Here is a 25,066-nt window from a genome sequence, read left to right as displayed (position 1 = left end):
ATGTAAGAAGAAAACACATAGGGGGATTAGAAATGAGTGTTCTTGAAGTAAAAGGATTAACGAAGGTGTACCAATCAAAAGGTTCAGTAGCGACGACTGCTTTAAACGATATAAATTTTAAAATAGAAGAAGGCGAATTTGTAGGGATTATGGGTCCTTCAGGAAGCGGAAAAACGACGCTTTTAAATTTATTAGCAACAATTGATAAGCAAACTTCAGGTCATGTGCTTGTAAATGGTGAAGAAATTAATCAAATGCGTGCTGCAAAATTAGCGGAGTTTCGCCGTACACATTTAGGGTTCATTTTCCAAGATTTTAACTTACTTGATACGTTATCGATTAAAGAAAATATTATTTTACCGCTTGTAATGGCGAAGAAATCTGTAAATGAAATCGATGCGAAAGTGCTTGAGATTGCAAAGTTTTTAAATATTGAAGAAATATTAAATAAAAAAGTATACGAAGTATCAGGCGGACAACAACAACGTGCAGCAGCAGCGAGAGCAATCATTCATGAACCGACGTTAATTTTAGCAGATGAGCCAACTGGAAACTTAGATTCGAAGTCAGCGAAATCGCTAATGGGCGCTCTGCAAGATTTACACGAGCAAAAGAAAGTAACAATTGCAATGGTTACGCACGATCCAGTAGCGGCTAGTTATTGTGAACGTATCCTTTTCATACGCGATGGAGAAATTTTCTCGGAAATACATAAAGGAAGAACGAAACAAGCCTTTTTCCAAGAAATTCTGGACGTACTTGCGATGCTAGGAGGAGAGTATCATGAACTTTCGCCAGCTCGCGCTTAATAATGTAAAAGGAAATTGGCGTAACTATAAAGCGTTTCTTATAAGTAGTTGTTTATCGATTGTCGTATTTTTCATGTATGCTTCTTTTATTTATCATCCAGATGTCGTAAGCGGTAATATTAGTATGAGGAAGATGATCACAAAAGGATTAGAATCGATGAATTATATTGTGGTCATCTTCTCGGCACTCTTTATTTTATATGCAAATTCAACGTTTTTACGAGCAAGAAAAAAAGAGTTTGGTCTACTAACATTAATTGGCGGAACGAAATCGCAGCTCGGCCGAATGATTATATTAGAGCAACTGATGTTAGGTAGTATTGCAATTGTAGTTGGTATTGGGGCTGGAATGCTTTGTTCAAAATTATTTTTCCAAGCGTTAAGCGTATTATTGAAAATAGATAAGACACTTCCACTCGTTTGGAATAGTAAAGCAATTCTTATTACAGCTGGTGTATACTTTATTCTATTTTTAATCCTATCATTGTTTAGTGTTTGGACAGTCGGGCGCTTGCAAATTATTGATTTATTAAGAGAAGCAAGAAAGCAAAAAGTAGAGCCGTTTGCATTTACATGGTTATGTGTAGTTGGTATAGGATGTATTATTGCTGCGTATGTACTTAGCTTCCAAGTAACGTTTCTGAATTTCCTCATCCTCTTTTTACCGGTGGTAGGACTGACAATTGGCGGAACGTATTTACTATTTACACAAGGTAGTACAGTCGTATTAAAAGCATTGCAAAAACGAAAACAATCTTTTTATACGTACCCAAATATGTTCGTCCTTAGTAACCTTATTTATAAAATGAAAGATAATGCTCGTTTTCTATTTGTAATTTCTATTATTACGGCGGTTGTATCCTCGGCAGTTGGCACGCTTTACGTATATTTTGAGGATATGAGTTATAAAACGGTAGTCAAAACTCCACATGCTATTTCATATGAGGAAAAGGGGTTAAATACGCATAACCTTATTAATGAAGAAAAGGTACAGCAGCTTGTGAAGAGACACGGGTTTGAAGATGCGCGAAAAGTAACCTACGTTAAACTACCGGCAACACAGAAAATAACGTTGTTTAATAGTGAACATGAAGTACCGATGACGATTATTTCAGAAAAAGAATATAATGCAGAAGTGCGTGAACAAAAGAGAGAGCAAGTTACAGAAGTTCATAATGCACCAGGCAGTGCAACGATGGTTATGGTCGATATGGCAAATGAACTGATGAAGATAGACCGTACGAAACCGTATGAATTTACAATTAACGGACAAAAGCAGTCTGTTCAGTTAAATAGCCCAACTTCATTTTCTGTTTTTAATGATAGTGAATATCTCGTTGTAAATGATCAAGATTTTGAGAAGTATGCAAAACTCGTACCAGATGAAGAAAAGACGAAATATTACGGTTATTATATTGAGGATTGGAAAAGTACAGAAGATCTTGTATTAGATTTGAAAAATGAAATTGCACCAGAAAAGCAAGGAGAATTGAGAAATTCAGTGTTTGCGTATAAGGATATAAGAGAAGGTGGAGCGATTACAATGTTCATCGGTTTCTTCGTGGCGGTACTATTCTTCTTCTTCGCTTGTAGTATGACATACTTTAAATGGTTTAACGATAAAGAACAAGATCGTATTCAATTTAAATCGTTAAAGAGAATCGGTATGACAGATAAAGAAATTCGCAAAATTGCGATTCGACAAATGGGAGTTATCTTCTTTATCCCAATTTTAATCGGTTCCATTCATAGTGGATTTGCTCTTCATACGTTAGGGAAAATGCTTTATATTAATTTGTGGAAATCAGGTGCGCTTGTAATTGGAGCATACATTTTAGCTTCTGCCATTTACTTTATGATCGCGCAAAGAGGATATTTAAAACACGTAAAAAGCTAGGGGAACCTCTAGCTTTTTGCCTATGTAGTAAGTTACAGGAGGACGATAGATGAACATTCGGCAACTAGCGCTGCAAAATATAAAAGGAAATTGGCGTAATTATAAAGTGTTTTTCTTAAGTAGTTGTTTTGCAATATTTGCATCTTTTGCATATATGTCTGTTATTGTACATCCGTATATGCAAGAGACGATGTGGTATCAAAACGTACGCTGGGGACTTATCATATGTAATGTTATAATTATTTCTTTTTTCGTCATATTTATTTTGTACTCTACTTCTATTTTCATAGAAGCACGTAAGAAAGAATTAGGGTTATATATGTTAATGGGAGCAACGAAGTCTAACGTAATAGGAGTAATTATGACCGAGCAAATATTAATTGGAATTTTTGCTAATATTTTCGGTATAGGGCTGGGCTTGATCTTTTTAAAGCTCTTCTTCATGGTGTTTAGTATGTTACTGGGGCTTCCGAAAGAACTCCCTGTTATATTTGACGTAAGTGCGATTGGTGTAACATTTATTACATATATGGTCGTTTTTATTCTGTTATCTTTTATAAGTGCTTTACGTATATGGAATATAAAAATCATTCGGTTATTGAAAGAATTTCGAACAGATAAAAAAGAGAAGAAAACATCAAAGTGGCTTTGTATATTCGGCTTTATTTGTTTAGGGATAGGATATGCGTTAGCGCTACAAGTGACGATGGCTACGATAGCAATATACTTTTTCCCTGTGTCTATACTTGTCTTTTTGGGAACGTATTTTTCTTTCGCGCATGGTGCTACCCAAGTGTTAGAAATGATAAAGCGAAATAAAAAGATTATGTATACATATCCATATTTGTTTATAGTGAATCAATTGTCACATCGAATGAAGGAAAATGGTCGCTTTTTCTTTCTGATGTCTATGGCAACGACGTTTGTAGTTACGGCAACAGGTACGGTGTTCTTGTATTTTTCTAGCATGCAAGATATGTGGCGAACTGGAGGGGTACACTCGTTTTCGTACATAGAAAAAGGTATTTCTACTTATGAAGTCTTTGAAGAAGGTGCGGTTGAAAAATTACTGAATCAATATGGGTATGATGATTTTCAATATATGAGTTTTGTTGGAGTGTATGCATCCTTTCAGTCTAATAAAGGAGAAACAACAATAGCACCGCTTATAAAAGAAAGTGATTATAACCAAGAAGCGAGGAAACAAAAACAGAAAACATATCATCCTAAAAAAGGTACAGTGACACTCGTTTATTATAATAAATACAATAATTCGAATGTATATAATCAAAAAGAGATTCAATTGCAAGTAATGAATCAACCATATCAATTCGTATTTAACGGTCAGAAAGAAGGGGTTCAATTTAACTATCACCCTTCGTACATTAATGGTCTGTTCTTCGTTATGAATGATGAAGACTTTGACAATATAGCAAATAAGGTTCCTGATTCTGAAAAGATGATATATAGAGGCTACACATTATCAAATATCGAAAAGACGAAGAAATTGAACGAAGATTTACGGAAACATATGAAACAAGATAATAATAATGCATTTCGAAGTAATATGGAGTTATATGTAAGTATGAAAGAAGGCGGCGATATTACTCTATTTGTGGGCTCGTTTATTAGTATATTATTCTTTCTTACTTCATGTAGTATCGTGTATTTTAAATGGTTCCATAATATTGCATCGGACCGAAAGCAGTATGGTGCACTCTCTAAACTTGGAATGACGAAGGAAGAAGTATGGAAAATTTCTCGTTGGCAATTATGTATGCTATTTTTTGCGCCAATTATAGTAGGGAGTATGCATAGTGCAGTTGCGTTATATACGTTTCATAATACTTTTTTTATGGATGGATCATTAAAAAAAGTAGGTTTGTTCATTCTGTTTTATATCGTAGCATGTATCATTTATTTCTTCTTCGCTCAAAGAGAATATAAGAAACATTTAGACTAGCAAATGCTAGTCTTTTTTTAATATTCGAAATTTACATAGAAGAATATAAAAAAGTATGGTATAACAGTAAGAAAACGAAAAAGAGGGGAAAAGACGATGATTCGAGTAGGATATTTAGGACCAGAAGCAACATTTACAAATATGGCGGTGAGTCGTTTTTTTCCGGAAGCAGATCATGTACCGTATCGAACGATTCCAGATTGTATAGATGCAGCTGCAAATGAAAATGTAGACTTCGCAGTCGTACCGTTAGAAAATGCAATAGAAGGTTCAGTGAATATAACGGTTGATTATCTTGTACATGAGCAGCCGCTTGCTATTGTAGGAGAAATTACAGTACCAATTCAGCAGCATTTACTTGTACATCCGCAGTATGCAGAAGTGTGGGATGAAGTATATGCGATGCATTCTCATCCGCATGCCATTGCACAGTGCCATAAGTTTTTAAATGAAGAATTAAAAGGAGTAACTGTTCGAGATATGACATCCACAAGTGCCGCTGCGCAATATGTGAAAGAACATCCTGAAGAAAAAATTGCCGCTATTGCAAATGAAGCAGCTGCAGAAAAATACGGATTAACAATTGTAAGACGTAGTATTCATACGCATAAAAATAATCACACACGTTTCCTAGTACTTCATAAGAAAAAGAAAGCAATACTCCCGAATAACGGAGAAAACCGCGGAGAGAAAACGACGCTTATGATAACGTTACCTGCAGATTATGCAGGTGCCCTATATCAAGTGTTATCAGCTTTCGCATGGAGAAAATTAAACTTATCAAAAATCGAATCGCGTCCGATGAAAACAGGTCTTGGAAATTACTTTTTCTTAATCGATGTCGATAAAGCATACGATGACGTATTATTGCCAGGCGTAACGATGGAACTCGAAGCACTCGGTTTTTCTGTTACTGTGCTGGGGAGTTATTCTTCTTATTGGTTGTAAGATGTAGATGGAATATTTGTATTTGCCTAATCGTCCATATCATTTCATTGCCTAGTATATTTTTTGATAGATTAATAAAATCCCACCTGCAAAAGGTGGGATTCTTTATCCCGCTATTTGCCGGGCAGCCCGATTGGTGAGGGCTGATTAAAGTTTCACTTTATTTTAACTTCGCAAGACGATCTTCTAACTGACCACGCCAAATATCAGCTAGTTCTGGAACAGCAAGAATTTTTTCAATGCCATCTTTATCTTTTCTATTATGAAAATAAATTTCGTTAGAGAACAAAACAGAAACATTGCCGGGTTGACGTTCTAGTAATGTAATTTTAGAATCTTTACGTACAGTACCTTCTTGAAGAACGCGGCATAGGTAGCCAGTAAATCCAGTTGCTACAATGCGCGGCAAAATGCCAGGGATGCCAAGACGTTTTGAAATTGTGCTACAAGGTACGCGAGCTTGCGTTACTTGAATGATTGCTTCGCCTAGTTGATATGTATCTCCGATGCATACGTCATGCTCTAACATATTTGTTACGGTAATGTTTTCACCAAATGTGGAAGCGGGAAGCGTAGTTTGAAATTCCTCTTCCCATAGTGCGTAATGCTCGTGTGGGTACACACAAACAGCACGATCAGGTCCCCCGTGATGTTTTAAATCCGCTACGTCATCACCACGAAATCCGTCTTTTGAGAGAAAGGCCTCTTCTGTAGGATCTTTACATATACCTGTTATCATTTCTTTATCTTCGCCATATTTCATTTGTTTCGGTTTGCCAATGCTAAAGTGAACGAGTTCAATTCCCATATTTGATCTCCTTTACGATTGATTACAATATTATAGCATTAAAAAAGCACAGAGAATGATAAAAACTCTGTGCTTTACATTAATAAACGAGAAATCCTGCTTTATCCAGTGCCTCACAAGCAGCATCTAATTTTTCTTTAGAATCTGCCTCGATTGTATGTAAGTGAATACCATCTGTTAGTTGTGAAAGATAGGAAGCATTTGTGTTTTCGATTTTTTGTAAATATTGCTCTACATCAAAGCGATTGCTTACCATAATGGATGCTGTTAAGTCACCGTATACAGGATGCTCAACTTTTACGTCTTTAATCGTAACGCCATGGTCAACAAGCATTGTAAGTTCCTGACGTACTTCTGCTGGTTTATGTTGGCATACAATTACGCGTTCGAAAGTTTGTTGCTTCTCTTGTGGCTTTAAATATAAATAACCTTGAGCAGTCGCAATAATTGGTTCGTTTCGTGCTTTAAGCAAGGAAATATCTTGCACGATAACTTGTCTACTTACGTTCGTCTTTTTCGATAGTTCATTCCCCGATAACGGTTCATTTGCAGCAAGAAGCCACTGGAGGATAAGCTGTCGTCTTTCTTCACCTAAAATCTTTTTTTGTTCATTTTGTTTCATTATGATTTAACACCTCTATAAAATTGATTTCCAATTGTGTGTAGTGCATGAATAGTAGTATCAATTTGATCTTTCGTTGTTTGTTGTCCGAAAGAGAAGCGGACATATTGTTTGGCCTCTTCATACGTTTTTCCAATTGCAAGCATAGTTTTCGAAGGTTCTTGTTTACCGACTTGGCAAGCACTTCCGGTGGAAATGGCAATACCATGACGATTACATTCTAGCATAGTATATTGACCTTCTATTCCTTTTATTGTAACCCCAACAATATGTGGTAAACAAGAAGTAGAATGACCTTCTACTTCAATTTCTAGCGGAAGTGTTTGTATTTGCTCTAAAAAGTAGGATCGTAACTCTTTAAAACGTAAACTTTCTTCCCATTGAGTTTTTAATATATTTTCAGCAGCTGTTAAAAAAGATGCGATGCCGGGAACATTTACTGTACCTGGGCGAAATCCTTTTTCGTGAGAAGTTCCTGGAAATACTTGTTCCCAGCGAGATTGCGGATTTATGTAGCAAGCGCCGACACCTTTTGGTCCGTATATTTTATGTGCTGAAACAGAAAGACTATCAATCCCCATCTCAAAAACATGGATAGGCAGTTTACCAAACGTTTGCACACAATCCGTATGAAATAAAACATTATATGTTTTTAAAAGTGCCCCGATTTTTGTAATGTTTTGAACGGTTCCGATTTCAGAGTTTCCATGCTGTATACTTGCTAGCACAGTATCTTCTGTAATAGCTGCCTCTAAATCTACTAAACAAATGAGTCCGCTTTTATCAACAGGAATTTCAGTGATCGTATAGCCTTTTGATTTTAGAGATTGAAAATAACTTCGAATGGATGCATGTTCCATAGGTGTCGTAATAATATGCTTCTTATTTCGGGCATTTAGAAGTGATTGAATCGCAAGATAGTTCGATTCCGATCCACCGCTTGTGAAAAATACTCCTTGTTCTTTGCCTCCAATCATTTCCGCAAATGTTTTTCGGCAAACTTGTAATAAAGAAGAAGCCGTTCCTCCAATATCATGTAAACTTTGTTCATTTCCGAAGTATTGCGAAGCTGCTTTCATATATGTTTGTAACGCTTCCTCGCTCATAGGTGTAGTAGCTGCATAGTCAAGATATATCATCATGTAAGTTCCTCTCTCTAGTAAGAGTTACATTTCTTTTACTTTTTAAATGGTAGTGAAAATAAGAATTATAAAAAAACTCTTGTCATTATTTTAAAACTATGTAAATATAGGTGTCAAGACAGTTGAAAAGTGTAAAGTAGGAGGCAACAATTATGCCAAGTGCAGATGTCTTAATTATTGGAAGTGGCGTTGCGGCACTTCGTGTTGCAAAAGAGATTTGTCACGAAAAGAATGTGATTATTATCACAAAGGAGACGAAACGTAATAATAATACACATTTAGCTCAAGGTGGAATTGCCGCAGCGGTAGCTACATATGACAATCCTAATGATCATTTTGAAGATACGTTAGTAGCAGGGTGTCATTATAACAATGAAGAAGTGGTCCGTTATTTAGTCGAGGAAGGACCGAAAGAAATTAATAACCTTATTGAAAGAGGAATGAAATTTGATGGAGATGAAACAGGTCCTCATCTTGGAAAAGAAGGAGCGCATCGAAAACGTCGTATTTTACATGCAGGTGGCGATGCAACAGGAAAGAATTTATTAGAGCATCTTATTCAAGAAGTAGCTCCATACGTTACGGTAGTGGAACAGGAAATGGTGCTTGATTTTATTATAGAAAAAGATAAATGTGTTGGGGCTTTAACTCGCAACAATAAAGGAGAACTGAAACGTTACAATGCAGATTATACGGTGTTAGCTTCAGGCGGTATTGGCGGTTTATACGCCTTTACTTCTAATGATGAGACAATTACAGGTGATGGACTTGCAATGGTGTACCGTGCAGGCGGAGAGCTTGTAGATTTAGAGTTTATACAATTTCATCCGACGATGTTATACGCGGGTGGGCGTTGTTCCGGCCTCGTGTCCGAAGCCGTTCGCGGAGAAGGAGCTGTCCTTATAAATGGCAAGGGGCAGCGTTTTATGATGGATATACATTCCGAACAGGATTTAGCGCCTCGTGATGTAGTCGCAAGGGCTATTCATGAACAGCTACTTGCGGGTGAAAAAGTGTACTTAAACATCGAAATGATTCAAAACTTTGAACAACGCTTTCCGACCGTGTCATCGATATGTAAAACGAATGGAGTCGATATAAATAAAAACCTTATTCCAGTCGTGCCCGGTACTCATTTTCACATGGGTGGCGTGAAAACGAACTGTGATGGAGAGACGTCTATTCCGAACCTATACGCAGTCGGGGAAGTAGCTTGTAATGGGGTTCATGGTGCAAATAGATTAGCGAGTAATTCATTATTAGAAGGTCTTGTGTTTGGAGGAAGAATCGGAAGGCACATTTTATCTAGAGAGACAAAAGAAAATGTGAACATGCTAGCCGAAAAAGAAGCAAAGTTTATCGTTCTGAATCATTTACCGACGAAAGAAGAAATACAAAAATGCATGATGAAATATGTTGGGATTGTGCGAACAGAGCAAAGTTTATCTTATGCGAAGAGATGGCTTAGTAAGTATGGTGTTCGAAATATGATATTACAACATGATGTTCTTACGAATGAAGAGATAACGCTTATTAATATGTTAACAGTTTGTGAGCTTATAGTTGTTTCAGCCCTGCAAAGAGAAGAAAGTATTGGCGGGCATTACCGAAGTGATTATCCAGATAGAAATATAGGAAATAAAGAGATTGTTCGAGTAAAGAGAAAACTACAACTTGTGTGATGAGGGGAAGAGGGGCTTTATGAACACGATAAAAGTTAAAGAAGCATTAAATCGATTTTTTTTAGAAGATATAGGAGAAAGAGATGTAACATCTCAGCTTATTTTTCCAGATAACTTACTTTCGAAAGGAACGTTTCTTGCGAAGGATACAGGGGTCTTTGCAGGACGTTTAGTAATTGAATCAGGATTTAAATTAATTGATGAGAGAATTGAAGTAGAGCTTCATAAAAAAGATGGGGATCTTGTAGAAAAAGGCGAAATCATTGCAACTGTGCAAGGGCCAATTGCATCGTTATTAACAGCAGAGCGCGTTATATTAAACGTTATTCAGCGTATGAGCGGAATAGCGACGATGACGCGTAAAGCGGTTCTTGCTTTAGATAGTAGCCATACTCGCATTTGTGATACGCGAAAAACGATGCCAGGACTACGTATGTTTGATAAGTATGCAGTCGTGTGTGGTGGTGGATTTAATCATCGCTTCGGTTTATATGATGGTGTCATGATTAAAGACAATCATATTGTGTTTGCTGGTTCTATTACAAAAGCTGTTACATCAGTGAAAGAAAAGTTAGGACATATGGTGAAAGTAGAAGTAGAAACAGAAACTGAGGAACAGGTGAGAGAGGCTGTTGCTGCTGGTGCGGATATTATTATGTTCGATAATCGTACGCCAGATGAAATCCGGGAGTTTTCGAAAATTGTACCAAGCGCTATCGTTACAGAAGCTTCAGGGGGCATCACAATTGAAGATTTATCGAAATACGGAAAAACAGGGGTAGATTATATTTCACTTGGAGCGTTAACACATTCAGTGAAAGCACTTGATATTAGTTTCAATATTGAAGGGTAAGGAAAGTGGCTTAGAGGGGGAGAAACGTATATGAGTATTTTAGAACAAGTACAGCCAATTGAAACGATGTTACCAGAGCGTTATTACACGATGTCAACGGAAGATATGGAAAAGCGTGTTCGTGAAATTAAAGAGAAGATGGGGAAAATGTTATTCATTCCAGGGCATCATTATCAAAAAGATGAAGTGGTACAATTTTCAGATGCAGCAGGGGATTCACTTCAGCTTGCGCAAGTTGCAGCGAGCAATAAAGACGCAAAATATATTGTGTTTTGCGGGGTGCACTTTATGGCGGAAACAGCAGATATGTTAACGACAGATGATCAAGTTGTCATCTTACCAGATATGCGTGCAGGTTGTTCGATGGCGGATATGGCAGATATTGAACAAACAGAAAGAGCGTGGAAAGAGTTAAAGAAATTATTTGGAGATACGATGATTCCGTTAACATATGTGAACTCTACAGCTGCAATTAAAGCGTTTTGTGGTCGTAACGGAGGAGCAACAGTAACTTCTTCTAATGCAAAGCAAATGGTATCTTGGGCGTTTACTCAAAAAGAGCGTCTCGTCTTTTTACCAGACCAACATTTAGGGAGAAATACAGCGTACGATTTAGGTATCCCGTTAGATAAAATGGCAGTATGGGACCCACACACAGATTCATTAGAGTACGATGGGGAGATAGAAGAAATTCAAGTGATTTTATGGAAAGGGCATTGTTCTGTTCATCAAAATTTTACAGTGAAGAACATTGAGAGCGTACGAAAAAATCATCCTGATATGAATATTATTGTACATCCAGAATGTTGCTATGAAGTTGTAGCTGCTTCAGATTATGCAGGCTCAACGAAATATATTATTGATATGATTGAATCGGCGCCATCTGGTAGCAAATGGGCGATTGGTACAGAAATGAATTTAGTGAACCGAATTATTCAGCAACATCCAGATAAAGAAATTGTTTCACTTAATCCATTTATGTGTCCATGCTTAACGATGAACCGAATTGATTTGCCTCACTTATTATGGGTACTTGAAACGATAGAAAGAGGAGAAGAAATTAACGTTATTAGCGTAGATAAACAAGTAACGGCAGAAGCGGTTCTTGCATTAAATCGTATGTTAGAGCGTGTGTAAAGCAACGGTATTCCCGTTGCTTTTTTTCATACATATAATCATAACAAGAACAAAATGGGCATACATTGTTTTGAAGAAATCATTGTGGTTCTTTATGCTTATTCCACTTCGAATGATATTGAAAATCGAAGAAGTGATAAAAGTGAAAAGAAGTTAATGTTATTTAGAAAGAGTTACTTCATGAGATTTGTTACTTATAGATAAGTTATACAGGAGGGGGAAAATTTGAAAATTCATATCGTGCAAAAAGGGGATACCCTTTGGAAAATTGCGAAAAAGTACGGAGTGGATTTTGATACGTTGAAAAAAACAAATACACAACTTAGTAATCCAGATTTAATCATGCCAGGTATGAAAATTAAAGTGCCATCCAAGAGTGTTCACATGAAACAACAGGCTGGGGCAGGCTCAGCGCCTCCAAAGCAATACGTAAAAGAAGTGCAGCAAAAAGAATTTGCAGCAACACCAACTCCGCTTGGAATAGAAGATGAAGAAGAAGTTACGTATCAATCAGCACCAATTACACAGCAGCCAGCTATGCAACAAACACAAAAAGAAGTGCAAGTAAAACCGCAGAAGGAGATGCAAGTAAAGCCGCAAAAAGAAGTACAGGTGAAACCGCAAAAAGAGGTGCAAAAAGAACAGCCAATTCAAAAAGAGAAACCAGTTGAAAAACCGTCTGTTATTCAAAAACCACCTGTGATAGAAAAACAAAAACCGGCGGAAAAAGAAAACACGAAGTTTTCGGTAAATGTATTGCCACAGCCGCCACAACCACCAATAAAACCGAAAAAAGAATATAAAATTTCAGATGTAATAAAAAAAGGAAGCGAGTTAATTGCTCCTCAAATTAGTAAAATGAAACCTAACAATATCATTTCTCCGCAAACGAAAAAAAATAATATAGTATCGCCGCAAGTGAAGAAAGAGAATGTAGGGAATATAATATCGCCACAAGTGAAGAAAGAAAATGTAGGAAATATAGTATCGCCGCAAGTGAAGAAAGAAAATGTAGGAAATATAGTATCGCCGCAAGTGAAGAAAGAAAATGTAGGGAATATAGTATCGCCGCAAGTGAAGAAAGAAAATGTAGGGAATATAGTGTCACCGCAAGTGAAAAAAGAAAATGTAGGGAATATAGTGTCACCGCAAGTGAAGAAAGAAAATGTAGGGAATATAATATCGCCGCAAGTGAAGAAAGAAAACGTAGGGAATATAGTATCGCCAAATGTATCGAAAGAAAATGTAGTTATTCCACAAGTCATACCGCCAAATATTCAAATGCCAAATATTCAAATGCCAATTATGGATAACAACCAGCCACCGAATATAATGCCAATGATGGATAACAATCAAATGCCGAATATGATGCCAATGATGGATAACAATCAAATGCCGAATATGATGCCAATGATGGATAACAATCAAATGCCGAATATGATGCCAATGATGGATAACAATCAAATGCCGAATATGATGCCAATTATGGATAACAACCAACCACCGAATATGATGCCAATGATGGATAACAATCAAATGCCGAATATGATGCCGATAATGGATAACAATCAAATGCCGAATATGATGCCAATTATGGATAACAACCAACCACCGAATATGATGCCAATGATGGATAACAATCAAATGCCGAATATGATGCCGATAATGGATAACAATCAAATGCCGAATATGATGCCAATGATGGATAACAATCAACCACCGAATATGATGCCCTATCAAATGCCGTATCAGCAGCCCATGATGCCGCCGAATCCGTATTATCAACAACCAAATCCATATCAAATGCCATATCAGCAAGGAGCGCCGTTTGGCCCGCAATATACGTCTATGCCAAACCCAAATATGATGCCAATGGATAATAATATGCCGCCGCTTGTGCAGGGTGAGGAAGATTGTGGATGCGGAGGAGAAAGTAGACTATATAGTCCACAACCAGGTGGTCCGCAATATGCGAATCCTTTATATTATCAACCAACTCAGTCTGCATATGCACCACAGCCAGGAACGATGTATTATCAACCAGATCCACCAAATGTATTTGGAGAGCCCGTTTCAGAAGAAGAGGACGAAGAAGAAGTTTAAAAAGGCGGGAGTATTCCCGCCTTTTTTGCATGCGTGTTAATTAAGAAAATGCAGTTTTTTTATGAGGTGCTAGAAAATTCCCAGTGAAATATTAACAGTGTAAAAACCTTCTCTGTTACTCATCATAAGAGGGAGCTTTTCAGTAGAGAAGCTCATTCTAACAGAGGGGGTTTTTGTATTGAATACGAAAGTAAAAGTGATTGCTGCTTCTTTGTTAGTTACCAGTGCATTAGCTGCATGTGGTACACCAAAAGATAACAATGCAATGGATGGACGTAACTACAATTACGAGCGTACATCTTATAATGATACACACCAGTATCGTGATAATGTAACGCGTAATGATCGTTATACAGATTATGTAACATATAGAAATGGTCGTAACGATACAGGATATAATAATTATTACCGCGATGTAAATTATAATGGCCAAATTGCTAATCCACATCCAACACGTAATATTACAATGAACAATTCATACATTAACAATGATGGTAAAACAGCAGAAAGAATTACAAATCGTGTGAAACGTATGAATAACGTAGACCGTGTGTCTACAGTTGTATATGGAAACGATGTAGCGATTGCGGTAAAACCACGTAATCCAGTATCGAATGAAACAGCGCTTGCAAATGAAGTTCGTCAAGCTGTTGCAAATGAAGTTGGAAACAGAAACGTATATGTTTCTGTAAGAAATGATATGTTTACTCGTGTCGATGCAATGAGTACTCGTCTACGTAACGGTACAGTTACAAACGATTTTAATCGTGACATAGTGAATATGTTCCGAGACATTCGTTACGGTTTAACTGGTACAGTACGATAGCAAAACAAAAGAGGAAGGGGTAGCCCTTCCTCTTTATTCATCGTTGTCTTGTAAACGACGTTTTTTAATAAAATAACCAACGGAGTAAGAAACTAAAAAGCATATGAAAAGAATACTACCTGTTAAAATAGCTTCAAACAGTGGTCTTTCTGGACTGAAAATAATATAAATAATAGCCATAACGATTCCTACAATAAGGGAGCGGAAGACAAGTTTATAATAAGGAGTTAATTTTATTTCCTTTTCACTTTCTTCTACATCGATTGAAACACTTAACTGTAAATAACTAAGGACGATACTTGTAAGAATAAATAATAGCCATAATGGAGATTTCGTAATTTGATCCATTCCTTCAGTGAATCCGATATAGCCTAAAATGCCAATTATACCAAGCGATTGAAAAAGAAAGGCAATACGTATGTTTTTTAATGTTTTCAGAATGAGACGTTCATCCTTTATTTTTTTCACAATATCCATCTCCTGTTTATTATGATTTCGCTGTTATATTAATTGTAACATATACATTACTTTTATCAATTTATAATTTACATACTATTCAGTTGGATAAAAGAGGGAATAAAATATTTTTATAAACATGTTGCACTTATACTTTATTAATGTTATATTAACAAAGCGATGAGCTAATTTACGTAAGACGAGAGATATGCTTAAGTGCTAAACACGCGAATGTGGTCGCCTGGTCTCTCGCCGTAAACGCATCAAGACGCCTGCTTTGCAGGCGTCTTTCATTTTATATAAAAGTAAATGATACATGCAGATGAGGTAAACCCTTATCTGCATTTTTTATTTTTCGAAAGAAATGTAATATGGATAAAACCACCATTTCCGGAAAAACTACTAATGAAAGTATGATCTTGCCTAAAAGAGGTGAACGGAAATGAAATGGATACTGATTGCGATGCAAGCTTTCGTTATGATGTTTTGTTTCGTTTATGAAACGAATGTGAAGGCGGAAGGGCCAGTACCAGAAGTAACGGAAAAAGAACCTGAGGTTACAATTTTATTAGAGCGTATGTATGTTGATGGAGAAGTAAGTGAGGAAATACTTACAGAAAAAGTAGCGGATTTAGAAAAGTTTTTACAGCAATATAAAGAATGGCAACTTGTTGATCGTGATGATGTACAAATCGTATTACAAAAGAAAGTTGATGATATTTCTCCGTTATTGAAAACGAGCGGGTATTTTGGTGTTTCAGAGGAAGGGATATTACAAATTTTCAAAGGTGTGCCAAAAAGTGATAATGCGATCCATTCTTTCTTTCAAATTGATATGAAAAAGCTTGAGAGTTATGAGCGTGCGAAATTGAAGCGTGGTATTCGGATTAAATCAAAAGAAGGTTTTGTAAAGACGATTGAAAAAATGAAACAATACGCAGTGCAAAATAAGAAAAAAAGCAGCTCATGGTGAGCTGCTTTTTTTTCTTATTTGTTTTTAGCTAAAATTTCTTTTGCGATTTCATCAATTAGCATATCTTTTCCGATTGGATTGAATGCTTTCGTATTGAAGACTTCATTTGATACTTCATATACGTGATTATTTTTAACTGCTTTATTGTCTTTCCAAACGGCACTGTTTTTGTAGTCTTCGTAAACTTTATCAGCTTCGCCGCCGAAGTTTACAATAAACATTTGGTCAGGCTGGAATGCAACTAGACCTTCTAGTGATACTTGCGCCATCGTTTGTTTTAAATCCGTACCTTTTGTTGCTGGAAGTTTTAAGTCATTAAAGATGATGTCACCGTATCCGAAGCTACCATATACACGGAAGTTTTGTGGTGTAACTGCAACGAACATAAAGTTCTCATCTTTTGTTTTCTCTTTAATTTTTTTAGATAAAGAGTCTGCTTTCTTATCGTAGTCTGCAATCCATTTGTCTGCTTTCTTCTCTTCGTCAAATAGCTTACCTACTTCTTTAAACTTACCACGCCAGTCTTCTAAGTTTGTTTCTAGAACAACTGTAGGTGCAACCTTTTCTAGTTGATCATAAATTTTTAATTGACGGTTGTTTAAAATAATTAAGTCTGGTTTTAAAGCAGTAACAGCTTCTAAATCAACTTTAGGTGCCCAGTACCAACCAACTGCTTTTACTCCATCTAATTTGTCTGTTAAGTGATTTTGGATTTTATCTTTATATGTATTTGCTGTACCAACAGGTTTGTGTCCAAGAAGTAATAGTTCTTCTGTTGATCCAGATAAGTCAACAATTCTCTTTGGATTTACTGGAATTGTAGCTTCACCTTTAGCATGTTTTATAACTTTTGTTTTCGGTTGTTCTTTTGCTTTTGATTCTTCTTTTTGAGAAGAACAGCCAACGATAGAAAGAACAACAAGCATAATAGTAAATAAAATAAATAGCTTACGTTTCATCCTGATGTAACCCCTTTAATTAGTATTGATAATCATTATCGACCTCTGTATATTAAGGTGCTTTAACCTTTCTGTCAATGGAAAATAACAGAAGTTTCAAGTGGAGAACATTTGTTGGGGCAGTCTCGCTTTTCTATCATTAAATATGTTAAAATGGAATACATGATTTAAGAGGGAGAGATCGTATTTTGTTTGAATATGTTACAGGTTACGTGGAGTATGTAGGGCCGGAATATGTCGTAATTGACCATAATGGAATTGGTTATCAAATTTTCACACCGAATCCGTATGTATTTCAAAGAAGTAAGCAAGAAATCCGTGTCTATACATATCATTATGTGAGAGAAGATATTATGGCACTTTACGGGTTTAAAACACGTGAAGAGCGTTTATTATTTACAAAGTTGTTAGGCGTGTCTGGCATTGGGCCAAAAGGCGCTCTTGCAATTTTAGCTTCTGGTCAAACAGGACAGGTCGTTCAAGCGATTGAGCATGAAGATGAGAAGTTTTTAGTGAAATTCCCAGGCGTCGGAAAGAAAACAGCACGCCAAATGATTTTAGATTTAAAAGGAAAACTAGCAGATGTCGTACCAGATGCATTTGTGGATTTATTCTCAGACACAGAACGTTTTGATGAGAAGAAAGGTTCATCAGCTGAGCTTGATGAGGCACTGGAAGCTCTGCGCGCACTTGGATACGCAGAACGCGAAGTTTCTCGCGTTGTACCAGAGTTATTAAAAGAATCATTAACGACGGATCAGTATATTAAAAAGGCACTTAGTCTTTTACTAAATGGTAAGAGGTGAGTATAATGGACGAACGTCTCCTTTCAGGGGAATCTGCATATGAAGATGCGGATTTAGAATATTCATTACGGCCACAGACGCTCCGTCAGTATATTGGCCAAGATAAAGCGAAACATAATTTAGAAGTATTTATTGAAGCAGCGAAAATGCGTGAAGAAACGTTAGATCACGTGCTTTTATATGGACCGCCAGGTCTTGGTAAAACGACGCTTGCGAATATTATTGCAAATGAAATGGGCGTTAATGTTAGAACAACTTCAGGTCCCGCTATTGAAAGACCAGGAGATTTAGCTGCTGTATTAACAGCGCTTCAGCCAGGGGATGTATTATTTATTGATGAAATTCATCGTTTGCATAGATCAATTGAAGAAGTATTGTATCCTGCGATGGAAGACTTTTGCCTTGATATCGTAATTGGAAAAGGGCCTTCAGCACGTTCTGTACGCCTAGATTTACCGCCATTTACATTAGTTGGAGCAACGACACGCGCCGGAGCATTATCGGCACCGCTTCGTGACCGCTTCGGTGTACTTTCAAGGTTAGAGTACTACACAGTAGATCAGCTTTCTGCGATTGTTGAACGTACAGCAGAAGTGTTTGAAGTTGAAATCGATTCGTTAGCTGCATTAGAAATTGCAAGACGTGCTCGTGGTACACCTCGTATTGCGAATCGTCTTTTAAGACGTGTACGTGATTTCGCGCAAGTTCGTGGTAACGGAACGGTTACGATGGAAATTACGCAAATGGCATTAGAGCTACTGCAAGTAGATAAATTAGGTCTAGATCATATTGATCATAAATTACTGCTTGGTATTATTGAGAAATTCCGTGGTGGTCCAGTTGGATTAGAAACGGTTTCAGCAACAATTGGAGAAGAATCTCATACGATTGAAGATGTGTATGAGCCGTATTTATTACAAATTGGCTTTTTACAACGAACGCCAAGGGGCCGAATTGTAACGCCGCTTGCGTATGAACATTTCGGAATGGAGATGCCAAAAGTATGATGGAGATGCCCAAAATGCTTATTACAGCGGGAATTTTACTCATCGTTGTTGGATTAGCTTGGAAGTTCATTGGCAGGCTTCCAGGCGATATTTTTGTGAAAAAAGGAAACGTTACCTTTTATTTTCCTATCATTACATGTATTGTGTTAAGTATTGTACTATCTTTTATTATGTATATAATAAATCGATTTAAATAAGAAATAGGTGGATATAGCTATGGATATAAATCTGTTTGATTTTCATTTACCAGAAGAACTTATTGCACAAGTCCCGTTAGAAGATCGTGAAACATCAAGATTAATGGTGTTAGACCGTGAAACAGGTGATATTGAGCATAAACATTTTACGGACATTCTTTCTTACTTACATGAGGGGGATTGCTTAGTTTTAAATGAAACGAAAGTTATGCCTGCTCGTTTGCACGGTGTGAAAGAAGATACAGGCGCGCACATTGAAGTACTTCTTTTAAAACAAGAAGAAGGCGATAAGTGGGAAACGCTTGTAAAGCCAGCGAAACGTGTAAAAGAAGGAACTGTTATCTCTTTTGGCGAAGGGAAATTAAAAGCAACTTGCACAGGAACTGCAGATCAAGGTGGACGTCAGCTTGAATTTTCATATGACGGCATCTTCTATGAAATTTTAGATGAACTTGGGGAAATGCCACTTCCTCCATATATTAAAGAGACGCTAGAAGATCGCGATCGCTATCAAACAGTATATGCGAAAGAAATCGGTTCAGCAGCAGCGCCGACTGCGGGACTTCACTTTACAGAAGAGTTACTTGAGAAGTTAAAGCAAAAAGGCGTTCAGTTGGCATTCATTACACTTCACGTAGGGCTTGGAACATTTAGACCAGTTTCTGCAGACACGATTGAAGAACACCATATGCACGCAGAATATTACCATATGTCTGAAGAGACAGCGGCATTATTAAATCGTGTGAAAGAGAATGGTGGACGTATTATTACTGTAGGTACGACATCAACTCGTACGTTAGAAACAATTGCAACAGATCATGACGGTAAGCTTTGCGCCGCTTCTGGATGGACAGATATTTTCATGTATCCGGGATATGAATTTAAAGCAATTGATGGTTTAATTACAAACTTCCACTTGCCGAAATCAACATTAATCATGCTTGTAAGTGCATTTGCAAATAGAGATAATGTACTTCATGCTTATAATGAAGCAGTAAAAGAAAAATATCGTTTCTTTAGCTTCGGTGATGCAATGTTCGTTGCATCTCACGCTAAAATGAGAAACAAATAAAAGGAGTAAGTTATGACAGCAATTCGTTATGAATTTATTAAGACATGTAAACAAACGGGTGCCCGTTTAGGTCGTGTGCATACACCGCACGGTTCATTTGATACACCAACATTTATGCCAGTTGGTACACTTGCGACAGTTAAGACAATGTCACCGGAAGAATTAAAAGCAATGGATTCTGGCATTATTTTAAGTAATACGTATCATTTATGGCTACGTCCAGGTCATGAAATTATTCGTGAAGCAGGCGGCTTGCATAAATTTATGAACTGGGATCGTGCAATCTTAACAGACTCTGGTGGTTTCCAAGTATTCAGTTTAAGTGACTTCCGTCGTATTGAAGAGGAAGGCGTTCACTTCCGTAATCACTTAAATGGAGATAAATTATTCTTATCACCAGAAAAAGCGATGGAAATCCAAAATGCATTAGGTTCGGATATTATGATGGCATTTGATGAGTGTCCGCCATTCCCGGCTACTTTTGAATATATGAAGAAATCTGTAGAGCGTACGAGCCGCTGGGCAGAACGTTGCTTAAAAGCGCATGAACGTCCGCAAGATCAAGGTTTATTCGGTATTGTACAGGGCGGGGAGTACGAAGAGCTTCGTCGTCAAAGTGCGAAAGACCTTGTTTCAATGGACTTCCCTGGTTACGCTGTAGGTGGTTTATCTGTTGGTGAACCGAAAGATATTATGAACCGTGTACTTGAGTTTACAACACCACTTCTTCCAGATAATAAGCCTCGTTACTTAATGGGTGTAGGTTCTCCTGACTCATTAATCGATGGTGCAATTCGTGGTATTGATATGTTTGACTGTGTACTTCCAACTCGTATCGCTCGAAATGGTACATGTATGACAAGTGAAGGTCGACTCGTTGTAAAAAATGCGAAATTCGCAAGAGACTTCGGTCCGCTTGATCCAAACTGTGATTGCTACACATGTAAAAACTACTCACGTGCGTATATTCGTCATTTAATGAAATGTGATGAAACGTTCGGAATTCGTTTAACGTCTTATCACAACCTTCATTTTCTGTTAAACTTAATGGAGCAGGTGAGACAAGCTATTCGTGAAGACCGTCTTGGCGATTTCCGCGAAGAGTTCTTTGAACAGTATGGCTTTAATAAACCGAATGCTAAAAACTTCTAATACATAATTTAAAAGGAGGAACAAAAGATGAATGCAGGTATGATGAATATCGTTATGATCGTTGCGATGTTTGCGATTTTCTATTTCTTATTAATTCGCCCGCAACAAAAACGTCAAAAAGCAGTTGCTCAAATGCAAAGTGAGTTAGCAAAAGGTGATGCTATCGTAACAATCGGTGGTTTACACGGTACAATCGAATCAGTAGATGAGACGAAAATCGTTATTAAATCTGGTGGTTCACACTTAACTTTCGATCGCAATGCGATTCGTGAAGTTGTGAAAAACTAATGTGGAAGGCCCTGCATGAAATGTGCAGGGCCTTTTTTAGTTACTTTGCTTTGACATATTTACACCGAAAATACCACCGAGTGTACTCGCCCCCATTAATGCTAATTGATAAAGTAATTGTGAGTTCGATAAGGTTTGAGAAAAGCCTAAATAGTTAACTAGAAAGACGAGTATAGTGAATGTGAGCCCTGTTGTGAAACCTACTAGCCAACCTTTTCCTTGAGCCTTTTTGCCGGCAGTAAATCCAGACATAAGCATAGATAAAAGAGCGAGTATAAAAATAGTAACGGTTAATGTCCCTTCATTTATATTTGTAAACTTTAATAAAAGAGCCATAATCATACTAGTAATAGATGCAAGAATTAGTAGTGTAACAATACCGAAGCCAATTGCAGTTGATAATTTTTTCGTTCCATCCATTTATGCATTCCCCCTTTTTAATACAAGCATATTTTCCTTTTGCCCAAGTTAGACTAGTTTCTTTTTTATAGGGGAGTCTATACGTAAAAAAGGAGATGTAGAAATGGAATGGATATCAATAATTGGACGGACAATGCTTTTATATATCATCATCTTAATTATTTTTCGTCTTATGGGTAAACGTGAGATAGGAGAGCTAAGTGTATTAGATTTAGTCGTATTTATTATGCTTGGAGAAATGGCCGTAGTGGCAATTGAAAATACCGATAAATCACTTTGGCATCAATTAGTTCCGATGACTTTTCTTATGTGCATCCAAATTATTTTGTCAGTCATTTCCCTAAAGTATCAACGCTTTCGGCATTTAATAGAAGGTGAGCCAGCTATTCTTGTAAACGCGGGGAAGATTGATGAAAAGAAGATGAGAAAGCAACGGTATAATATAGATGATTTAATGATGCAATTAAGGGAACAAGGAGTTGGAGATATTCGGGATGTAGAATATGCTATTTTGGAACCGTCTGGGAAGTTATCTGTCTTTCAAAAACAAAAAAATAAACAAGATACATTACAGTTTACGCTTCCTCTTATTATTGATGGAGAAATTCAATCTAGTCATTTACAAATGATTGAGCATACAGATGAATGGCTTATTGAGAAATTAAAAAACTTAGGTTATAACGATGTAACACAAATTTTATACTGTAGTTTTCAAAACGGACAATTTTTTGTTGATGTAAAAGAAAATTAGAGATTTATCCTTTGAAAGAGTAAGAATGATTGGTTTAACTAATAATCAGTGGAGATTACCCCACTGATTAAAGTTTCATCTTATTTCAAAAATGAAAGTTTACGAATGATAGGGAGACGACTTAACTCTTCTTTTCGAATGAGTTTGAAAGTGAAGAGAAGTACGATATAAACAATTGTTGTTAAAGTGATTTCCCATAATGTTTGTATGCCAAGGGAATGAGAGAAAATAATATATTTATGGAGATAAAAACCGAAGGCGCCTGCGATACCGATGGCAAGTCCGCCGAAAATATAGTCTTTTGCGTAAATGGTAAATGTAATCTTTTTTAAAACAGTAGCGTAGTGAAGAAATGTTACTGTTACAATATTTGCAGCGATAGCAAGTGCAACCCCCATCATTTGAAATTCTGGCCTTGATGCTAGTACAAAAATAACGATTAATTTCACGATGGCACCAATAAATGTATTCATCATTGCAGCCCTTGCTAAGTTTAAAGCTTGCAAAACAGAGGTAAGTGGACTTTGGAAATAATGAAATAAAAAGCAAGGCGCAAGAAGTTGAATGAATGCTGTTGCGCTGTCTGATCCATACATAAGAGTTAAAACAGGAGAAGCGAATACGTATAATATAACGACAGACCATCCGCCGGTAATTAATGAAATTCGAAGTGCTTGTTGTAAACGGTGCTCCACTAATTTATGTTGTCTTTTTGCCATTGCTTCACTAATAGAAGGGACGAGCGCTGTAGAAAGAGCGTATGTAATAAAGGCGGGTAGTGATAGAAGCGGGAATGCATAACCGTTTAATATACCGTATTGCTGGGTTGCAACAGAAGCAGCGACACCAGCGATTGCTAAGCTTTGCATAACGACAATAGGTTCAAAAAAATATGAAACGGAGCCGATCAAACGACTTCCTGTAGTTGGAAGGGCAATATCCATCAGAGAATAAAATGTCCCTTTGCTTTCCTTTACAGTAGTGAAAAATCCAGAGCGTATTGATAAATGTTTTTCTCGCTGAAATAACGTGAGTAAAAATAATAAGGATGCAACTTCACCGAGAACAGCTGATAACATAGCACCGGCTGCAGCGTATTCTATGCCGTAAGGTAAAAATAACTGGATGCATATAGCGATAATGGTAATGCGGACGACTTGTTCTAGAACTTGCGCATAAGCGCTAGGTTTCATGTTTTGTTTCCCTTGAAAGTAACCACGCAAAACAGAAGAAACAGCAATAACCGGGACAACGGGCAAAATGGCCATTAATGGATAGTACGTTCTTTCGTCGGTTAATAATGTTTTTGCTAAAATAGGCGTGAGGAACATAATTCCGATTGTTAAAATGATACTAATAACGGATGTAACAGCTAGTGATACGGTTAATATTTTTTTAACTCTTTGTTTATCGTTTACAGCTTCCGCTTCTGCTACAAACTTTGCGATTGCGACAGGAAGACCAATTTGTGTCAATGTAATTGCTAAAATGAATGTAGGAACGGCCATCATATAAAGACCAACGCCTTCTTCTCCTAAAATACGTGCCATTACTATGCGGTTGATAAAGCCAAGTATTTTTGTAATAAAGCCGGCTATCATTAAAATAAATGCGCCTTTTAAAAAGCTTTGTCTCGTCATGTTCTTCTCCTACCTTCTCAAAATCAATGGAATGATTTACAATAATTTATATGCACGTACGAGACAAGAATGACAAGCATTTAAGAGAGTGAAGTATGATAGTGCTCTTGAAAGTAGTTATTGCTGTCCATTAGAGCGGGATTAAAGCGACTTTTTCGTGCTGAAATAAGAAGGAGATGTTATAAATGTTAGATAGAGAGGCTTTGGTAGAATCATACCGCGGACAGTTACAAGTCGTTTTAGAAAGTAAAGTAGAAGAGTTTCAAATGTTCGGTTACGACCGAGTAACAGATGATGACATTTGGAAGTTTCTCAAAGTGAAAAAGTGGAAGAAGATAGACAGCGATGTTAGATTGTATGAATTAGTTAATGACGTATTAACAGTAAGTACTAATGAATATATGACATATTTAACTGTTGAAGCTTACCAAGCACCGCTTTGGTCATTTGATGAGTACGAAAATAAATAACCGACTGCAATTGGTTTGTTCTTCCTTTTGCAGTATAATGATATGTATTGATAAAGAGGAAATAATTGTGTCTAAGATTATATAT

24 protein-coding genes and 1 pseudogene are annotated in these 25,066 nt (G+C 36.9%); 18 read left to right on the top strand and 7 right to left on the bottom strand.

The window, feature by feature from the left end; all coding sequences use genetic code 11:
* The first annotated feature begins 32 nt into the window (after positions 1-32).
* The 4 genes from AC3EMB_RS21770 (at position 33) to pheA (ending at position 5,617) form a co-directional block, all read left to right on the top strand.
* Positions 33-809 carry an ABC transporter ATP-binding protein gene (locus tag AC3EMB_RS21770; RefSeq protein ID WP_000114529.1) on the top strand — a complete coding sequence of 259 codons (777 nt, stop codon included), beginning with the start codon at positions 33-35 and terminating at the stop codon, positions 807-809.
* Positions 784-2,706 carry an ABC transporter permease gene (locus tag AC3EMB_RS21765; RefSeq protein WP_075718177.1) on the top strand — a complete coding sequence of 641 codons (1,923 nt, stop codon included), beginning with the start codon at positions 784-786 and terminating at the stop codon, positions 2,704-2,706. Before AC3EMB_RS21770 ends, AC3EMB_RS21765 begins: the two co-directional genes overlap by 26 nt.
* Positions 2,707-2,755: 49 nt before the next feature.
* Positions 2,756-4,669, top strand: a complete 1,914-nt coding sequence (locus AC3EMB_RS21760) for an ABC transporter permease (RefSeq protein ID WP_072940472.1) — start codon at positions 2,756-2,758, stop codon at positions 4,667-4,669.
* A 96-nt stretch (positions 4,670-4,765) separates the two neighbouring features.
* A complete protein-coding gene (pheA, locus tag AC3EMB_RS21755; protein WP_488517263.1) occupies positions 4,766-5,617 on the top strand; it encodes a prephenate dehydratase in 852 nt (283 codons plus the stop codon).
* A gap of 160 nt (positions 5,618-5,777) precedes the next feature.
* Here the strand turns inward: pheA and AC3EMB_RS21750 are convergent, their stop codons facing one another.
* The 3 genes from AC3EMB_RS21750 to AC3EMB_RS21740 form a co-directional block, all read right to left on the bottom strand.
* On the bottom strand, positions 5,778-6,425 hold the full coding sequence (locus AC3EMB_RS21750) for an MOSC domain-containing protein (RefSeq protein WP_023523107.1): 648 nt from the start codon (positions 6,423-6,425) through the stop codon (positions 5,778-5,780).
* Positions 6,426-6,504: 79 nt separating this feature from the next.
* The gene (locus AC3EMB_RS21745; protein WP_000812275.1) at positions 6,505-7,047 is read right to left on the bottom strand and encodes a transcription repressor NadR; all 543 of its coding nucleotides are present in this window, start codon (positions 7,045-7,047) and stop codon (positions 6,505-6,507) included.
* Positions 7,047-8,189 (bottom strand): IscS subfamily cysteine desulfurase, encoded by a 1,143-nt coding sequence (locus AC3EMB_RS21740; RefSeq protein WP_053563611.1) that lies wholly within the window; start codon positions 8,187-8,189, stop codon positions 7,047-7,049. Before AC3EMB_RS21740 ends, AC3EMB_RS21745 begins: the two co-directional genes overlap by 1 nt.
* A gap of 152 nt (positions 8,190-8,341) precedes the next feature.
* On the opposite strand from AC3EMB_RS21740, the gene nadB reads away from it, so the two are divergent.
* The 5 genes and pseudogenes from nadB to AC3EMB_RS21715 all read left to right on the top strand — a co-directional run bounded on the left by nadB (position 8,342) and on the right by AC3EMB_RS21715 (position 14,790).
* Positions 8,342-9,871 (top strand): L-aspartate oxidase, encoded by a 1,530-nt coding sequence (nadB, locus tag AC3EMB_RS21735; protein WP_095690179.1) that lies wholly within the window; start codon positions 8,342-8,344, stop codon positions 9,869-9,871.
* 19 nt (positions 9,872-9,890) lie between these two features.
* Positions 9,891-10,724 (top strand): carboxylating nicotinate-nucleotide diphosphorylase, encoded by an 834-nt coding sequence (nadC, locus tag AC3EMB_RS21730; protein WP_001092229.1) that lies wholly within the window; start codon positions 9,891-9,893, stop codon positions 10,722-10,724.
* 30 nt (positions 10,725-10,754) lie between these two features.
* Positions 10,755-11,861: a quinolinate synthase NadA gene (nadA, locus tag AC3EMB_RS21725; protein ID WP_095690180.1), complete on the top strand. Its 1,107-nt coding sequence runs from the start codon at positions 10,755-10,757 to the stop codon at positions 11,859-11,861.
* Positions 11,862-12,086: 225 nt separating this feature from the next.
* A pseudogene (safA, locus tag AC3EMB_RS21720) lies at positions 12,087-12,243 on the top strand (SafA/ExsA family spore coat assembly protein); the annotation flags it as partial.
* Positions 12,244-14,142: 1,899 nt separating this feature from the next.
* Positions 14,143-14,790 (top strand): YhcN/YlaJ family sporulation lipoprotein, encoded by a 648-nt coding sequence (locus AC3EMB_RS21715; protein ID WP_016080194.1) that lies wholly within the window; start codon positions 14,143-14,145, stop codon positions 14,788-14,790.
* A gap of 33 nt (positions 14,791-14,823) precedes the next feature.
* Here the strand turns inward: AC3EMB_RS21715 and AC3EMB_RS21710 are convergent, their stop codons facing one another.
* Complete coding sequence (locus tag AC3EMB_RS21710; protein WP_141240979.1) at positions 14,824-15,258, bottom strand: branched-chain amino acid ABC transporter substrate-binding protein; 435 nt, start codon at positions 15,256-15,258, stop codon at positions 14,824-14,826.
* 430 nt (positions 15,259-15,688) lie between these two features.
* Between AC3EMB_RS21710 and AC3EMB_RS21705 the strand changes: the two genes are divergently transcribed.
* Positions 15,689-16,219 (top strand): BofC C-terminal domain-containing protein, encoded by a 531-nt coding sequence (locus tag AC3EMB_RS21705; RefSeq protein WP_000871172.1) that lies wholly within the window; start codon positions 15,689-15,691, stop codon positions 16,217-16,219.
* A gap of 14 nt (positions 16,220-16,233) precedes the next feature.
* Here the strand turns inward: AC3EMB_RS21705 and AC3EMB_RS21700 are convergent, their stop codons facing one another.
* A complete protein-coding gene (locus AC3EMB_RS21700) occupies positions 16,234-17,178 on the bottom strand; it encodes an iron-hydroxamate ABC transporter substrate-binding protein (RefSeq protein ID WP_197242774.1) in 945 nt (314 codons plus the stop codon).
* A gap of 188 nt (positions 17,179-17,366) precedes the next feature.
* Between AC3EMB_RS21700 and ruvA the strand changes: the two genes are divergently transcribed.
* Genes ruvA through yajC form a run of 6 tightly spaced genes read left to right on the top strand, consistent with a single transcriptional unit; the run spans position 17,367 to position 21,700 of the window.
* A complete protein-coding gene (ruvA, locus tag AC3EMB_RS21695) occupies positions 17,367-17,984 on the top strand; it encodes a Holliday junction DNA helicase RuvA (protein WP_000464511.1) in 618 nt (205 codons plus the stop codon).
* Positions 17,985-17,989: 5 nt separating this feature from the next.
* Positions 17,990-18,991, top strand: coding sequence for a Holliday junction branch migration DNA helicase RuvB (gene ruvB / locus AC3EMB_RS21690; RefSeq protein WP_000344450.1), 1,002 nt, complete (start codon positions 17,990-17,992; stop codon positions 18,989-18,991).
* Complete coding sequence (locus AC3EMB_RS21685) at positions 18,988-19,188, top strand: DUF2905 domain-containing protein (protein WP_000970410.1); 201 nt, start codon at positions 18,988-18,990, stop codon at positions 19,186-19,188. The genes ruvB and AC3EMB_RS21685 overlap by 4 nt, the downstream gene beginning before the upstream one ends.
* A gap of 19 nt (positions 19,189-19,207) precedes the next feature.
* A complete protein-coding gene (queA, locus tag AC3EMB_RS21680; RefSeq protein ID WP_000354014.1) occupies positions 19,208-20,260 on the top strand; it encodes a tRNA preQ1(34) S-adenosylmethionine ribosyltransferase-isomerase QueA in 1,053 nt (350 codons plus the stop codon).
* A gap of 12 nt (positions 20,261-20,272) precedes the next feature.
* Positions 20,273-21,412, top strand: coding sequence for a tRNA guanosine(34) transglycosylase Tgt (gene tgt / locus AC3EMB_RS21675; protein WP_000125365.1), 1,140 nt, complete (start codon positions 20,273-20,275; stop codon positions 21,410-21,412).
* Between the two features lie 27 nt (positions 21,413-21,439).
* On the top strand, positions 21,440-21,700 hold the full coding sequence (gene yajC / locus AC3EMB_RS21670; protein ID WP_000991115.1) for a preprotein translocase subunit YajC: 261 nt from the start codon (positions 21,440-21,442) through the stop codon (positions 21,698-21,700).
* Positions 21,701-21,736: 36 nt separating this feature from the next.
* Here the strand turns inward: yajC and AC3EMB_RS21665 are convergent, their stop codons facing one another.
* Positions 21,737-22,120, bottom strand: a complete 384-nt coding sequence (locus AC3EMB_RS21665; RefSeq protein WP_000349148.1) for a TIGR04086 family membrane protein — start codon at positions 22,118-22,120, stop codon at positions 21,737-21,739.
* Positions 22,121-22,223: 103 nt separating this feature from the next.
* Here AC3EMB_RS21665 and AC3EMB_RS21660 point away from each other — a divergent pair, with 103 nt between their 5' ends.
* Complete coding sequence (locus AC3EMB_RS21660) at positions 22,224-22,871, top strand: DUF421 domain-containing protein (protein ID WP_000454821.1); 648 nt, start codon at positions 22,224-22,226, stop codon at positions 22,869-22,871.
* An 80-nt stretch (positions 22,872-22,951) separates the two neighbouring features.
* Here the strand turns inward: AC3EMB_RS21660 and spoVB are convergent, their stop codons facing one another.
* Positions 22,952-24,511 (bottom strand): stage V sporulation protein B, encoded by a 1,560-nt coding sequence (gene spoVB / locus AC3EMB_RS21655; protein WP_000198301.1) that lies wholly within the window; start codon positions 24,509-24,511, stop codon positions 22,952-22,954.
* A gap of 185 nt (positions 24,512-24,696) precedes the next feature.
* Here spoVB and AC3EMB_RS21650 point away from each other — a divergent pair, with 185 nt between their 5' ends.
* The gene (locus AC3EMB_RS21650; RefSeq protein WP_000886979.1) at positions 24,697-24,981 is read left to right on the top strand and encodes a post-transcriptional regulator; all 285 of its coding nucleotides are present in this window, start codon (positions 24,697-24,699) and stop codon (positions 24,979-24,981) included.
* Positions 24,982-25,066: the final 85 nt, after the last annotated feature.

The sequence above is a fragment of the Bacillus sp. LQ16 genome (assembly GCF_057784645.1).
The sequence above is the reverse complement of the archived record's forward strand: the minus strand, read 5'-3'. Positions and strand labels throughout refer to the sequence as shown.